This window comes from Agrobacterium sp. 5Ca50 (assembly GCF_055381905.1).
The window spans coordinates 2330128-2343503 of sequence record NZ_AP026438.1 but is presented as its reverse complement, the minus strand read 5'-3'; the positions used below and the strand labels follow the sequence as shown (position 1 = coordinate 2343503).

12 protein-coding genes are annotated in these 13376 nt (G+C 55.2%); 8 read left to right on the top strand and 4 right to left on the bottom strand.

Features of this window, described 5'->3' with window-relative positions:
• Window positions 1-46: 46 nt before the first annotated feature.
• The 3 genes from ACZ5FM_RS11440 (at window position 47) to sbmA (ending at window position 3320) form a co-directional block, all read left to right on the top strand.
• Complete coding sequence (locus ACZ5FM_RS11440) at window positions 47-595, top strand: invasion associated locus B family protein (protein WP_464038717.1); 549 nt, start codon at window positions 47-49, stop codon at window positions 593-595.
• Window positions 596-698: 103 nt separating this feature from the next.
• Window positions 699-1883 carry an MFS transporter gene (locus ACZ5FM_RS11435; RefSeq protein WP_312945517.1) on the top strand — a complete coding sequence of 395 codons (1185 nt, stop codon included), beginning with the start codon at window positions 699-701 and terminating at the stop codon, window positions 1881-1883.
• A 159-nt stretch (window positions 1884-2042) separates the two neighbouring features.
• Window positions 2043-3320: a peptide antibiotic transporter SbmA gene (sbmA, locus tag ACZ5FM_RS11430; protein WP_250981997.1), complete on the top strand. Its 1278-nt coding sequence runs from the start codon at window positions 2043-2045 to the stop codon at window positions 3318-3320.
• 105 nt (window positions 3321-3425) lie between these two features.
• On the opposite strand, the gene ACZ5FM_RS11425 is transcribed toward sbmA, so the two are convergent.
• On the bottom strand, window positions 3426-4430 hold the full coding sequence (locus ACZ5FM_RS11425) for a polysaccharide deacetylase family protein (protein ID WP_464040459.1): 1005 nt from the start codon (window positions 4428-4430) through the stop codon (window positions 3426-3428).
• A 211-nt stretch (window positions 4431-4641) separates the two neighbouring features.
• Here ACZ5FM_RS11425 and ACZ5FM_RS11420 point away from each other — a divergent pair, with 211 nt between their 5' ends.
• The 4 genes from ACZ5FM_RS11420 (at window position 4642) to ACZ5FM_RS11405 (ending at window position 8327) form a co-directional block, all read left to right on the top strand.
• Window positions 4642-5226, top strand: a complete 585-nt coding sequence (locus ACZ5FM_RS11420; protein WP_464038716.1) for an NnrU family protein — start codon at window positions 4642-4644, stop codon at window positions 5224-5226.
• A 190-nt stretch (window positions 5227-5416) separates the two neighbouring features.
• On the top strand, window positions 5417-6088 hold the full coding sequence (locus tag ACZ5FM_RS11415) for a tetratricopeptide repeat protein (RefSeq protein WP_192488360.1): 672 nt from the start codon (window positions 5417-5419) through the stop codon (window positions 6086-6088).
• Window positions 6089-6117: 29 nt separating this feature from the next.
• On the top strand, window positions 6118-7551 hold the full coding sequence (gene der, locus ACZ5FM_RS11410) for a ribosome biogenesis GTPase Der (RefSeq protein ID WP_259143640.1): 1434 nt from the start codon (window positions 6118-6120) through the stop codon (window positions 7549-7551).
• A 167-nt stretch (window positions 7552-7718) separates the two neighbouring features.
• On the top strand, window positions 7719-8327 hold the full coding sequence (locus ACZ5FM_RS11405; RefSeq protein WP_464040458.1) for a DUF2026 family protein: 609 nt from the start codon (window positions 7719-7721) through the stop codon (window positions 8325-8327).
• A gap of 61 nt (window positions 8328-8388) precedes the next feature.
• Here the strand turns inward: ACZ5FM_RS11405 and ACZ5FM_RS11400 are convergent, their stop codons facing one another.
• The 3 genes from ACZ5FM_RS11400 to ACZ5FM_RS11390 all read right to left on the bottom strand — a co-directional run bounded on the left by ACZ5FM_RS11400 (window position 8389) and on the right by ACZ5FM_RS11390 (window position 11500).
• The gene (locus ACZ5FM_RS11400) at window positions 8389-9138 is read right to left on the bottom strand and encodes an SDR family oxidoreductase (protein WP_464038715.1); all 750 of its coding nucleotides are present in this window, start codon (window positions 9136-9138) and stop codon (window positions 8389-8391) included.
• A gap of 283 nt (window positions 9139-9421) precedes the next feature.
• Window positions 9422-10471 (bottom strand): bifunctional monoglucosyl/glucuronosyl diacylglycerol synthase, encoded by a 1050-nt coding sequence (locus ACZ5FM_RS11395; RefSeq protein ID WP_464038714.1) that lies wholly within the window; start codon window positions 10469-10471, stop codon window positions 9422-9424.
• A gap of 108 nt (window positions 10472-10579) precedes the next feature.
• Window positions 10580-11500 (bottom strand): sugar kinase, encoded by a 921-nt coding sequence (locus ACZ5FM_RS11390; protein ID WP_464038713.1) that lies wholly within the window; start codon window positions 11498-11500, stop codon window positions 10580-10582.
• Window positions 11501-11669: 169 nt separating this feature from the next.
• Between ACZ5FM_RS11390 and bglA the strand changes: the two genes are divergently transcribed.
• On the top strand, window positions 11670-13334 hold the full coding sequence (gene bglA / locus ACZ5FM_RS11385; protein WP_464038712.1) for a beta-galactosidase BglA: 1665 nt from the start codon (window positions 11670-11672) through the stop codon (window positions 13332-13334).
• Window positions 13335-13376: the final 42 nt, after the last annotated feature.

The following is a 13376-nucleotide window of genomic DNA, read 5'->3' as shown; positions in this document are numbered from 1 at the left end:
CGCTTATAGGTGGCGCTGGACGTTCAGAATAATGACAGGTGCCTGCATGCTTGGAAAAAACATAAAGGCGGCTGCCGCAGTCGCTCTGCTGTCGTTCGTGACACAGCCATCCATCGTGGTAGCGCAAACAGAGACACCAGCGGCGGCAGGTAACAATGCCTTCTCCGTCAACGAAACCCATGGCGACTGGATCGTGCTGTGTTCAAAGGCTGAGGCAAAACAAATTTGTTTGATGACGCAACAACAACGCAAGAACGATACCAAGCAGTTGGTCATTGCAGCCGAAATTAGCACTGACCAGAATGACCAAATACGTGGAACGATTATTCTGCCATTCGGACTGCAGCTGGCGGCGGGTGTGACGGTTCAGGTCGATGATGGCGTGGTGTCGAACCCGTCACCTTTTGCAACCTGCTTGCCAACGGGCTGTATCGTACAAGTGCTTCTTGATGCACCCACTCTGCAAACCTTGCGGGGTGGCAGTAATGTCAAGCTGGTCGCCAAAGCCCATGACAGCGGGCAGAATGTGCTGTTGGGCCTGTCATTGAAAGGGTTTTCCACCGCGCTTGACCGGTTGGTGGCACTTTCGAAATAGGCTGGCTGCTTATCAGCGCCAACTTATCGGGTTCAATAGCATTGGCAGGTGCCATCAAAATAAATGGTTTGCCTGACCCATGCTGCACTGCCATAGACGCGACATGACTGACGGTGCCGCACAATCCCATTCGCGTGTCCTGCTGATCGGCTTTGCCGGCGCGCTGGCCATGGCCTGTTCGCAAGGTTTCGGGCGTTTTTTGTATACGCCAGTCCTGCCCGGCATGATCAGCGACCTGTCGCTCAAGGCTTCTGATGCAGGGTTGATTGCCGCAGGTAACTTTGCCGGTTATCTGCTGGGTGCCATTCTTGCCGCTTACGGTTGGGCGAACGGACGTGAAAAACTGGTGGCGCTTGGCGGAATGCTGGCCACCGGTCTGCTGCTGTTGGCCATGGCCATGACGCGTGCAGTCGAAGTCTTTATTCTCATTCGTTTTCTGGCCGGTATGGCCAGCGCTCTGGCAATGATCTTCACGTCGCAGATCGTTATCGGCCACGCCACTGCAGCCGGGCGGGAAGATGTGCAGTCTTTGCATTTTGCTGGCGTTGGCGTCGGCATTGCCGTTTCGTCACTTCTCGTTTTTGTTATCGGTTCGCTGCTGCACGGGGAGGGCGCGTCGTGGCAAGCGGAATGGATTGTCGGGGCGGTGTTCGTTTTTATTGCCTTCATCTTCGTGGCGCGTGTTTTACCCTCTGGTCCACCTCGCACCGCAGTAGCAACTGTTGAGCCGCCAATACGCTGGCGCATGCCATTGGTGTTGCTGACCATTGCCTATGGTCTGTTCGGTTTTGGTTATGTGATTACCGCCACCTTTCTGATCACCATTGTGCGAATGGCCGATGGGGGCGCACTGGTAGAATGTCTGGCATGGTTTATCACGGGTAGCGCCAGTGCAATTTCTCTTTACATCTGGCGACCGGTTGCAAAACTCATCGGGCATCGCTGGACCTTCGTCATGGCCCTCGCAATTGAAGTTGTCGGTGTTCTTGCATCCGTACTGTTGCCACCTGTCGTGGGTGCGCTTTTCGGCGGGCTATTGTTTGGCCTGACATTCATGGTCGTAACAGCATATGGCCTGCAATTGGGGCGGCAGTTTTCGCCGCACAGCCCGAGGCGCGTTTTTTCATTCATGACGGCTGCATTTGGAATTGGCCAGATTACCGGGCCTTTGGTTGGCGGATGGGTGGCGCAGTTCACCGGAAATTTCACGCTACCAACCATATTGGCTGCTGCTGCACTTGGTGTTGCCATGCTGTTGATGGTGCCGGTTGCCCGTATGCGGGATTGATGCGGTAAGCGTCAAACATCAGGTTTTGGTGGTTTTTCAGTTACAAGTTGGTAAGGATGCGGATGGTTGATTGCTGTACGCTGATTTCTGCCGTATTTTCCATACCTTGACTGCTTCGCCAATTCCGGCCGCTCCCTAACGTCCGCGTGAGTTCCAAACGTGTTCCATTCATTTTTCCCAAATCCGAAACTGTTCTTCACGTCTGCCGTCGTATGGGCTGCCATATGTATAGCCGTGTGGTATCTGGTCGGCCCGCAAATGGGTGCGGCACTTGGCATGCCGCCGCTGGCACCAGGTGAAACAGCACCGATCGGTCTGGCCTATTTCATCTCGCCAGACAATTTGTGGTTCTACATGTACTTCACCATTTTCGTTCTGATCTTTGGAACGGCGTGGAAGACAATTGCCAAAGATCATCCATGGACCAACTGGTCTATCTGGGGGTCGGCGTTTATTATTTTTATTGCTTATTTCAGCGTACAGGTTTCCGTCGCGCTGAATAACTGGCGCGGTCCGTTTTTCGATCTCTTACAAAATGCCTTGTCCAAGCAGCCGGGAATAACAACCGGGCAGTTCTACGATCTGCAATTGCGCTTCGTGGAAATCGGTATGGTGAACGTGGCGCTCAACGTTATCACAGCGTTCTTCACCAACCACTATGTCTTTCGTTGGCGCACGGCGATGAATAATTTCTATTTGTCCAAGTGGGACCGGTTGCGCCACATCGAAGGTGCGTCCCAGCGTGTGCAAGAAGACACGATGCGGTTTGCCAATATCATCGAAGGGCTTGGCGTTGCGCTGATTAATTCGATCATGACGCTGGTGGTGTTCCTGCCACTTCTGTTCGCCATGTCACAACATGTCGGTGATCTGCCGCTGTTTGGTGCAATTCCACATTCTTTGTTCTGGCTGGCGATTATTTGGTCTGTATTCGGCACGGTTTTGCTGGCGGCAGTCGGCATCAAGCTTCCAGGTCTGCAATTCCGTAATCAGCGCGTGGAAGCGGCGTTCCGCAAGGAACTGGTCTATGGCGAAGATCATGAGGATCGTGCGGATCCTGTCACGATGACGCAATTGTTCGGTAACGTGCGTAAAAACTATTTCCGCATGTACTGGCATTATCTCTACTTTAACGTTGCCCGTTACACGTATGGTCAGCTGGACGCTATTTTCTTGAACTTCATGCTTATTCCAACCTTTGTTGCAGGCCGTATCACCATGGGCATCTGGCAGCAGATTGCGACGGCCTTCGGTCAGGTCAGCGACAGCTTCCAGTATCTGGTCAGTTCATGGTCGACGATCATCGAACTCATGTCGATCCGCAAACGTCTGGTGGCGTTTGAAGCTGCAATCGAAGGTGATGCTCTGCCTGAGATCGACCAGCGCTATCTGGAGCGTGAAGCTGCAGACGGTGAAATGGCTGCCAACCGCCCATAAGCCTCTCCATCAAACAAAAACCCGCCTTTGAGGCGGGTTTTTTATTGCCTTGTATCAAGGCATTAATTCTGAGAATCCCTAATGGATGATCGCGGGGATGCGGTTTTAGAAAGACGAACCTGCCAAAGGTTTTTGTTCCGCCTTCTCAGCCTTCAAGGTTTCCATGTAGCTGGCGTAATTAACGCAGGACACATCCTGCATTTTGCAGACTTCCCGCAATACACGCTCATAGGCATTCCAATAGGCGCCACCATTCATTTTCACGAAGTGGAAGCCCATTTGCAGGGGAATGCGCTCGCCATTGTATTGTTTGTCGAAAGCGGCGCGAAACGCCTTATAGGCGCGCTCCTCGAATTCCGCAGCCTTGGAGGGTGTTTCTACGCCGACGGAATGGCGCACAAACAGATTATAATCCATGGCAATGATCGGGCGGCTGTTCGGTCCTTCGGGGATCAGTGGCAGACCAAAGCGGGTCATGCCATCCTTGGCCGTAACAGGATATTGCGGGCCTTTGGTCACAAGGCTCGCATCATAAATGAAACCGTGTTTCTTTTCGGCTGCAGTCAGGCCATCGCTTTGCGAGAGGTAAGGGGCACGGAAACCCTTGATGTCGGTTTTGGCAAATTCCCGCCAACCTTGCGGCTCGGCATCTTTTTTGCCAATCATCTCCCACGCGTTTTCAAGCGTTTTGCTGAACGTCTCGAATTCAGCTTCCCAGTCGGCTGCCGTCCAGTCCTTGCCATCAAAGTGGCCGCAGGCGTGGCTGGCTATTTCATGGCCTTCCTGATGGGCCTGCCAGATGTTGTTGAGGCGGGTTTCCACCTCCTGAACAGTCTGGCCGAAACCGACATTCGAGCGGCCGAGTTTTTTGCCCGGTCCCTCGTAGGTCGCCTTGCCGGTTTTGTAGTCCATGATGAGGGTACATGACAGGAAGTAGGTAAATTTTGCACCAGTCTCGGCTGATGTCGCACGGCTGCGGTCCCACAGCGTGTTGTCGCCTGCGCCATCGAACGACACGATGACAAATTGCTTGCGCGGCTGTTCCTCAGCGAGTGCCGCAGATGAGAAAACCGAACAGAGAAGCGAAGCAACAAGGATTTTACGCAACATTTCAGGACCAATCGACATGCATGTTCTAAAGGCGCGGGCGAAGTCGCCCATGTTTTGAAGCAGGAGAAAAACTGCCGTGACAGGGCCTTGTGCCGCCGGAATAAGGCGAACCTTTGAATTGTCTGGCATTTTTGTGATTTTCTTATAGCAAGGTCGTGCTAACGATCTCAATTATCCGGCTGAAACGCCGCTTGTTTTCGAGGATTTTCCCATGCTGCTGCTCGTACTCTGTCTTTGCTTGTTCTTCGCCACCCACCTGGTGCGCATCGTTGCACCGGGCTTTCGGGATGCCGCAATTGCCAGATTGGGCGCTGGTGCATGGAAGGGACTTTATTCCGTTGCCAGCGTCATAACGCTTGTGCTGGTGATCTATGCTTTCGGTCAGGCCCGGCAGGTCACGGGTATGCTGTATTATCCACCGGTCTGGATGAGCCACATTGCGCTGACGCTGATGTTGATCGCGATGATCTGTCTTGTGGCAAGCCTTCTTCCGCCGGGGCACATTGCAACCAAGACCAAACACCCACTGGTTCTTTCGGTTAAAATCTGGGCGCTGTCGCACCTGCTTGCCAATGGCGAAACATCGTCGGTCATTCTGTTTGCAGCGTGTCTGGCCTGGGGTGTGGTGATGCGTATTGCGCTGAAACGGCGGGAGCGGGCAGGTCTGCTGGTGCGCCCGGGCTTCGTTTCTGCTCGCTATGACCTGATTGCCGTGGTCGGAGGGGTTGCACTTTGGGCGGCGTTTATATTCAAGTTGCACGAATGGCTGATTGGCGTTCAGCCGCTTGCGCTTTAAAATCTATGTACTGATGGGGCGTCACTGACAGGAAAGTGACGCTTTCCCCCTTACATAAAAGGCAAAATGCGCTAGAAGGCCGAACAAATGCCTGCGGTTCAGTGCCCGACAGGCAAGTTTCAGCGTGAAGTCATAACCGTTCATCCTTCTCGATGGATATCGATGCGGATATGCGGCTACGGAGAATTCGATGGCAAATGAAAATGACACCTTCATCCGCGAAGTGAACGAGCAGCTTCGTTCGGAGAAGATGACGAATTTCTGGAGCAGATACGGCATCGTTGTTATCGGCGGCGCGGTATTGATTGTGCTGGGAACTGCGGGCGCTGGTATTTACGAATACTGGAACAGCAACCGTGCCTCCAACTCCGGTGACCAATTTATCGCTGCTATGAAGCTGGCTTCTGAAAACAAGCCTGATGATGCACTGGCAGCACTGGCTGCACTTGAGACGGCTGGCCACGGATCCTACCCGGTTCTGGCCAAGTTCCGCTCGGCAACACTACAGGCCCAGAAGGGTGACGCAACGGCTGCTACCGAAGCGTTCACCGCTATCGGCAATGACACATCTGCTCCGCAAGTGTTCCGTGACGCTGCCAAGATCCGCGCGGCATGGCTGCTGGTCGACAATGGCAGCTATGATCAGGTGTCTGCCCAGGTTGAGGTTCTCTCTGGCGAAAGCCAGGCGTTCCGCAGCTCGGCACGCGAGGCTCTTGGTCTTGCCGCCTATAAGGCGGGTGATTTCGTGAAGGCCAGAGACTGGTTCCAGCAGATCACCACCGACGCACAGGCACCGCGGAATGTTGCCAACCGCGCCCAGATCATGCTCGACAACATTGCTGCTTCCGGCAAGGCGCCGTAAGAAACATATACCCCAAGGAAGAACGCACCATGAGCTTCACCGTCGCCATCGTAGGGCGCCCCAATGTCGGAAAGTCGACGCTTTTCAACCGTCTGGTTGGCAAGAAGCTGGCGCTTGTGGACGACACGCCCGGCGTGACCCGCGACCGCAGGCCGGGTGCAGCACGGCTTGATGATCTGCGCTTCACGATCATTGATACCGCAGGTCTTGAACAGTCCGGCCCCGAGACACTGCAGGGTCGCATGTGGGCACAAACCGAGGCTGCGATCGAAGAGGCGGACCTGACGCTGTTCGTGGTCGATGCCAAGTATGGTTTGACACCGGCAGACGAAACCCTGGCAACCATGCTGCGTCGTCGTGGTAAACCAGTTGTGCTGGTGGCCAACAAGTCTGAAGCGCGCGGTTCTGATGGTGGCTATTATGATGCCTTCACTCTAGGCCTTGGCGAACCGACACCTATTTCCGCTGAACACGGCCAAGGCATGCATGATTTGCGCGACGCGATCATCGAAGCCATTGGCGAAGACATGGCCTTTCCGTCTGAAGACGATGAGGCGGAAACCGACGTTGTCATTCCTCGCTCCGAACGCGGTGAAGACGAGGACGAAGACGAAGAAGAGCCGGTTTACGATGAAACCAAGCCGCTTCGCGTTGCGATCATCGGCCGCCCAAATGCCGGTAAATCGACACTTATCAACCGCTTCCTCGGTGAAGACCGCCTGTTGACTGGTCCGGAAGCCGGCATTACCCGCGACAGTATCTCTGTCGAGTGGGACTGGCGCGGACGCAGCATCAAGATGTTTGATACGGCTGGCATGCGCCGCAAGGCCAAGGTTACGGAAAAGCTGGAAAAGCTCTCGGTTGCCGATTCCCTGCGTTCCATCCGTTTTGCGGAGACCGTGGTGATCGTATTCGATTCCACCATCCCATTTGAAAAGCAGGATTTGCAGCTTGTGGACCTCGTTATTCGCGAGGGTCGTGCAGCGGTGCTGGCATTCAACAAGTGGGATTTGGTTGAAGACCCTCAGGCGTACCTTGCTGACTTGCGTGAAAAGACCGAACGGTTGCTGCCACAGGCGCGTGGTATTCGCGCTGTTCCGATGTCGGGCCAGACTGGCTACGGACTTGACCGGTTGATGCAGAATATTGTCGATACGGACAAGGTGTGGAACCGCCGTATCTCGACAGCAAAGCTGAACCGTTGGCTGGAATCGCAGACCACGCATCACCCACCGCCAGCCGTTTCCGGCCGTCGTCTGAAGCTGAAATACATGACGCAGGTAAAGGCCCGTCCACCTGCATTCATGATTTCCTGCACACGACCAGAGTCGATCCCGGAATCCTACACGCGTTATCTGGTCAACAACCTGCGCAATGATTTCGACATGCCGGGTGTGCCGATCCGTGTGCATTACCGTGGCTCGGACAACCCGTTCGAGAACAAGGCCAAAAAGAAGCGGTAATCTGCCGCTTCATTTAAGCTTCAGGCATGCCAGACACTCAGTGCCATCTGCGGGTTCGACCCGCAGATCAGTGGTGGTTTGATCCATGGCAATGACGAAACCCCGGCAAAGGGCTGGGGATGATGGTGGTGCAGACTGACCGTCCCATTCTAACGGAAGACAAGACAATGCTGATCAAGCAGAGCGACTATCACCGGATTTACCGTGTCATCAACAGTCTGCTGATCAACGAAAATGCCAATCCGGCATCCGCATCGATGTATTTCAGCACCTTTGGTGCGTTCATTCTCGAACAGCAATTCAAGGTCAAGGCCAAACCCAAGGGCGGCCTTGCAGCTTTTAATCTTGGTGGGACGATGCTGTTGTTTGCCGACCATCGCGAAGATGGTTACGTGACTGGAGCTGGCGAAAACTTTCACTGCTGGGTTGAGGCTGATGGCTGGGCGATCGACTTCATGGCTCCGGCATTTAGCCAGGCTGCGCCAGAATTGTCGTTGCCTTCCAAGATGTTTCAGCGGCCGCTGTCCGCGATGGCGCAGTCGATCAACGATCTTGGCCAATCCGGCGACTTCTTCTTCCAGTCGGAACCGGATGCAACGGCCAAGCGCTTCGCTGACTGGCATAAACATGCGATGATCGGTGATCTCGCCAGCATCGCCGCAACATGGTTCAGAAAATCGCCCAAGCAGATGCAGACGTCGATTTCCACCAAAAATCATAATGGTGAAACAAACACCATTCCGCTGTCTGGTAATGCGCTGACCGGCGCCTGGTGATGTCTGCAAGTGGAGCGCCGTGGATTTGTTCACACGGCGCGCGATTGTCTCGATCTCTGGCTTAAGCGGGAAACAGACCGCCATCATCCGTACCAATCGTGATGTTCAGCGTCACATGACGTGGTCTGGTCACGGCAAAGAGCACCGCTTCCACTACATCACGGCTGGTTCCGCGCTCACCCTTTTGGCGCTCTGCCGCTTGCTGCCAATCGTCCTGATCAGGGCTGATATCATCGAGGTATGGCGGGTGAACGGCGATCGAGCGAATGCTTGTGCCAGCAAAACTCTGCCGGAAACCATCAGCCAACGCTGTCTGTCCGCGCTTGGCTGCATAAAACGGTACCGACACACTCTGCAGTGCGGCATTGGGCAGGCCGCTAATTGACCCTATCGTGACGACATCTGGTCTGTCTGAGCTTTCCAGGCGTGGCAACAAGCCTTGTGTGAACAGAAATGTGCCTGATATTGCCGCGTTGATCGTGGTCAGCACAGCATCTGCGGCGTAAGGTGTATCGCTGCTTTCGAGCCACATGGCGCCGTTGTTGATGAGAATATCGACCTTGGATGTGCGTTCACTGATGTCTGTGACCGCGCGGCTTACACTGTCAGAATTGGCAAGATCAAGCACGACAACTAAAGGGCGCGTGCCGCCACGCTTTGTGATGATGTCGGCCATGTCTTCAAGGTCGGCAAGACGCCGGCCACACAGCACCAGATCACAACCGGCATCGGCAAACGCAAGTGCAAAGGCCGCCCCCAATCCTCGTGCTGCGCCGGTGACAACAACGGTTTTCCCTTGAAGGTCTTTCATATGCATGGCCCTGTTTTTATTACGCAATCAGCTACGGTTCTCTATATAGGGCCGAGCACATGAATTGCTACATGCTGCACACATAACAAGGGGATTTAGAAGACGGAGCTTTCAGGGAAAGGGGAGTTAAGTTGGACGGCCATCGTGATCTCGTGGCAGCCGCCTGACGTCAATCAGCAGCCCGACCCCGTTCTCAATAACGGCAGTCGCGTCCAGCCCGTCTTGTGACAGCCCGCAAGCGTTTCGTCCAGCACTTCATTTTGCAATCTGCTGACAGACGATCCTAGATCGCCGGCGTTGCTCGAAAATCCGGAAGGCAATTGTTGGCGGCAGCCGTGACGTTGTCCAGAAACTGCTTGGATGCCTTTTCCCAGGAATAGGTTCTGGCAAGAGCTATGGCGTCCTTCGGCGAGCACTCAAGCGCATCCAAGCAGGCCTGCCGCAGATTGCGGTTCAGGGCACCAGCCTTGGAATTCGGGCCGATAATATCGATTGGGCCGGTGACCGGATAGGCGGCAACCGGCACGCCGCTGGCCAGTGCTTCCAGAATGGTATTGCCAAAGGTATCTGTTCTGGATGGGAACACGAACACATCAGCCTGCGCATAGGCGTCGGCCAGGTCTTCACCTGTCTTGGTCCCGGTGAAGTGAACATTTGGGAATTGTGCCTGAAGATCAGTGCGGGCTGGGCCATCACCCACCACCACCTTGGAACCGGGCAGGTCGAGCTTCAAAAAGTCCGGCAGGTTTTTTTCAACGGCGACACGACCAACGGTCATGAAAATCGGGCGCGGCAGATCAAACGGCGCTTCACGTCGCTGGCGTGGGTGAAATTGCGCCAGATCGATGCCGCGGCTCCAGCGCTTGAGATTGCGAACGCCGCGATCTTCCAATTCGTTTTCAAGGCTTTGTGTGGCCACCATGCAGGCATTGCCACCATTGTGGAACCAGCGCACGAAGGCATAAAGCCAGCTTTCCGGCACGGGGAAACGGGCAGCCACATATTCTGGAAAGCGGGTGTGGTAGCTGGTGGAGAAGCGCATATGGTTCTTGATGCACCAGCGGCGTGCCAGAAAACCAAGCGGGCCTTCTGTTGCGATATGCACATAGGATGGCTGGCTTTTTTCAATTTCCTGCGCAACGTGGCGGTAGCTTGTGACCGAGAGGCGAATTTCCGGATAGGTCGGGCAAGGCACGTTGTGAAAGCTCTGCGGCGTGACCATGCACACCTCAACACCCATGCGCTGTAGTTCCGCATTGGTGTTTTCAATCGAGCGGACCACGCCGTTGACCTGCGGGTGCCAGGCATCCGTGACAATGGTAATTCTCGTCATTGCTGCGCCGATCCTGTTTTTACCCGCGCTTGCGAATCCGCCTGCGGGATTTAATCCCTCTATGGCGTGCGCGTGTTACAGGATCATGTCAGGGCAACGGTAGGCTTGTTAGCCCATGAGAGGCAGCAGGTCAGGGCTTATGAGGGCGCCGTGATGGCCGATAACGGTTGCTGCGGCCTTGGCGGCAAATGCCGCTGCATCCTGGGGTGTCGCGCCGGACAGGAGACGTGCCAGGAAGGCACCGTTGAAGCTGTCGCCAGCGCTGGTCGTGTCAACGACATCGCTGACCTCATGGGCGGGCGCGAAGCTTCGAACGCCCTCGAAGTCCAGCGTTGCACCTGCTGCACCATCCTTGACCACGATGTTTGCAACGCCGAGGCTGCGGTAGCGCTCAATCGTTGCTTCAACCGATGCATCACCAAAATTGGTAGCTTCGTCATCAAAGCTTGGCATGACCATGGAGGCGGCGCGTGCGCCATCGGTGATTGTCTGCAACATCACATCTTTGTTGGCCCACAGGCGCTGACGGATGTTGGGATCGAAGGCGACGATCTTGCCCGCCGCACGGGCGCGGCGCAGTTCGGACAGGAATGTTTCGACATGAGCAGGGGTTGCCAGAACCGCCAGCGTAATTCCTGAGAAATAAATGAGGTCGGCGGCGTCCATCGTGCGGCGCAGGTGGTCTGCATCTGCGGCAAGCTGCCGGGCTGCGGACATGCCGCGCCAGTAGCTGAAGGTGCGCTCACCATTCTTGAGGTTGATCAGGTAAAGGCCGGGTGTGCCGCCGGGAATGCGGGTTACCGCGTCAGTGCCGATATCGGCCTGCTTGATGAAGGCCAGCATCTCTTCGGAGAGTGGGTCGTCACCCAGTGCTGTGAAATAATCGACCGACCAATCACGGGACAGACAGGCGCGGGCATACCATGCGGTGTTGAACGTATCTCCGGCAAAACCTTTGCGCAGCAGATTGTCGCCAGCTTGCGAGAGTTCCACCATGCATTCGCCGATTGAAAGAAAACGTCCGCCCAAAACCATGTCCTCCCGCATATGTTGAACGTGTGGCCATTACGATGCCTTGGCCCGGCTGACAAGGGCAAAGGCATTTTCTTGCGGTCTCTGCGTTGTTCAATCTTAAGTGTGGTTTACGGATGGGAGGCGCGCCTATATCGTTACCCTCACTGTTTCAGGGAGCCTTTTCATGACGCAACCGAATACCTCCGCTATCAAGCCCGTTATCAATGCAGACTGGTGGAGGGGAGCGGTTATCTACCAGGTCTATCCACGGTCTTTTCAGGACACGACCGGCGACGGTTACGGTGATCTTCCCGGCGTGACGAAGCGGTTGCCCTATATTGCATCTCTTGGTGTCGACGGTATCTGGCTATCGCCATTCTTTACCTCGCCCATGGCGGACATGGGATATGACGTTTCCGATTACCGCAACGTCGACAAGCTTTTCGGCACGCTGGATGACTTTGATATTTTGGTGGCCGAGGCACACCGTCTTGGACTGAAAGTGATCATCGATCAGGTGATATCCCACACGTCCGACCAGCATCCGTGGTTTGTGGACAGCAGAGCCAGCCGGACGAACTCCAAGGCGGACTGGTACGTATGGGCCAATCCGAAGCCGGATGGCACGGCACCCAACAACTGGCTGTCAGTGTTTGGCGGACCAGCATGGGAGTGGGACGGCGTTCGCAAGCAATATTACATGCACAACTTCCTCACCTCGCAACCTGACCTGAATTTCCATAACACGGAAGTGCAGGATGCCTTGCTGGACACCGTCCGGTTTTGGCTGGATCGCGGCGTTGATGGCTTCCGTCTGGACACGGTGAATTATTATTTTCACGACAAGGCGCTGCGCAACAACCCGCCGCTGGATGAAGAAGGCGCTTTTGGTCTGGATGCGCCTGATGTCAATCCATACGGCATGCAGAACCATCTCTATGACAAGACCCAGAGCGAGAATATCGAGTTTCTCAAGCGGTTCCGCACGCTGCTGGACCGCTATGACGGCCGCATGACGGTGGGTGAAGTTGGCGACGGTGCGCGCTCACTCAAAACTGTGGCGGCCTACACATCCGGCAATGACAAGCTGAACATGTGTTACACCTTCGACCTTCTAGGCCCGGATTTTACCGCTGAGCACATTCGCAACTCGGTCGATGGTTTCCACAAGGCTGTAACGGATGGTTGGGTGTGCTGGGCCTTTTCCAATCATGATGTCGTCAGGCATGTCAGCCGTTTCACCGAAAGCGGTGCGGAGCGCGAGCATATTGCCAAACTGGCATTTTCGGTGCTGGCCAGCCTTCGCGGTTCTATCTGCCTTTATCAGGGCGAGGAACTCGGTTTGACGGAAGCCGAACTTGCCTTTGAGGATTTGCGTGACCCCTATGGCATTCGCTTCTGGCCGGCATTTAAGGGCCGGGATGGATGCCGCACACCAATGGTCTGGGAAACAGGCAGCCCCAATGCCGGGTTCTCCACGGCGGAAAAGCCGTGGTTGCCGGTGCCCTATGATCATGGTCTGCTGGCGGTGGACGGGCAGGAGCGCAAGCCGGATACGGTGCTGCATCATTACCGGGAAACGCTGGCGTTCCGCAAAAGCCATGGTCCACTGATTGATGGTGACATGACCTTCCTGGACAGCAATCAGGATGTTCTGGCATTCACCCGCAGCAAGGCGGGCGAAAGCCTGCTTTTCGTGTTCAACCTGACGAGGGAGCCAGTGGATTTCCTGCTGCCGAAAGGCGTCGTGGTGAAAGATATCCTGCCAATGCCCGGTTTCTCCGCAACGATGAACCAGCAGGTGGTCAAGCTGGATGGGCTGGACGGTTTTTCTGCGCTGATCGCTTGACGGTGAGCGAAGGAAACTTCGCTCGCCCCCATTTAAGCAGCT

Excerpts from the sequence above, each read along its gene's own strand:
- ACZ5FM_RS11440 (WP_464038717.1), top strand. The coding sequence starts at position 47 with ATGCTTGGAAAAAACATAAAGGCGGCTGCCGCAGTCGCTCTGCTGTCG.
- ACZ5FM_RS11435 (WP_312945517.1), top strand. The coding sequence starts at position 699 with ATGACTGACGGTGCCGCACAATCCCATTCGCGTGTCCTGCTGATCGGC.
- ACZ5FM_RS11425 (WP_464040459.1), bottom strand. The coding sequence starts at position 4,430 with ATGTTGCGTAAAATCCTTGTTGCTTCGCTTCTCTGTTCGGTTTTCTCA.
- ACZ5FM_RS11420 (WP_464038716.1), top strand. The coding sequence starts at position 4,642 with ATGCTGCTGCTCGTACTCTGTCTTTGCTTGTTCTTCGCCACCCACCTG.
- ACZ5FM_RS11415 (WP_192488360.1), top strand. The coding sequence starts at position 5,417 with ATGGCAAATGAAAATGACACCTTCATCCGCGAAGTGAACGAGCAGCTT.
- der (WP_259143640.1), top strand. The coding sequence starts at position 6,118 with ATGAGCTTCACCGTCGCCATCGTAGGGCGCCCCAATGTCGGAAAGTCG.
- ACZ5FM_RS11405 (WP_464040458.1), top strand. The coding sequence starts at position 7,719 with ATGCTGATCAAGCAGAGCGACTATCACCGGATTTACCGTGTCATCAAC.
- ACZ5FM_RS11400 (WP_464038715.1), bottom strand. The coding sequence starts at position 9,138 with ATGAAAGACCTTCAAGGGAAAACCGTTGTTGTCACCGGCGCAGCACGA.
- ACZ5FM_RS11395 (WP_464038714.1), bottom strand. The coding sequence starts at position 10,471 with ATGACGAGAATTACCATTGTCACGGATGCCTGGCACCCGCAGGTCAAC.
- bglA (WP_464038712.1), top strand. The coding sequence starts at position 11,670 with ATGACGCAACCGAATACCTCCGCTATCAAGCCCGTTATCAATGCAGAC.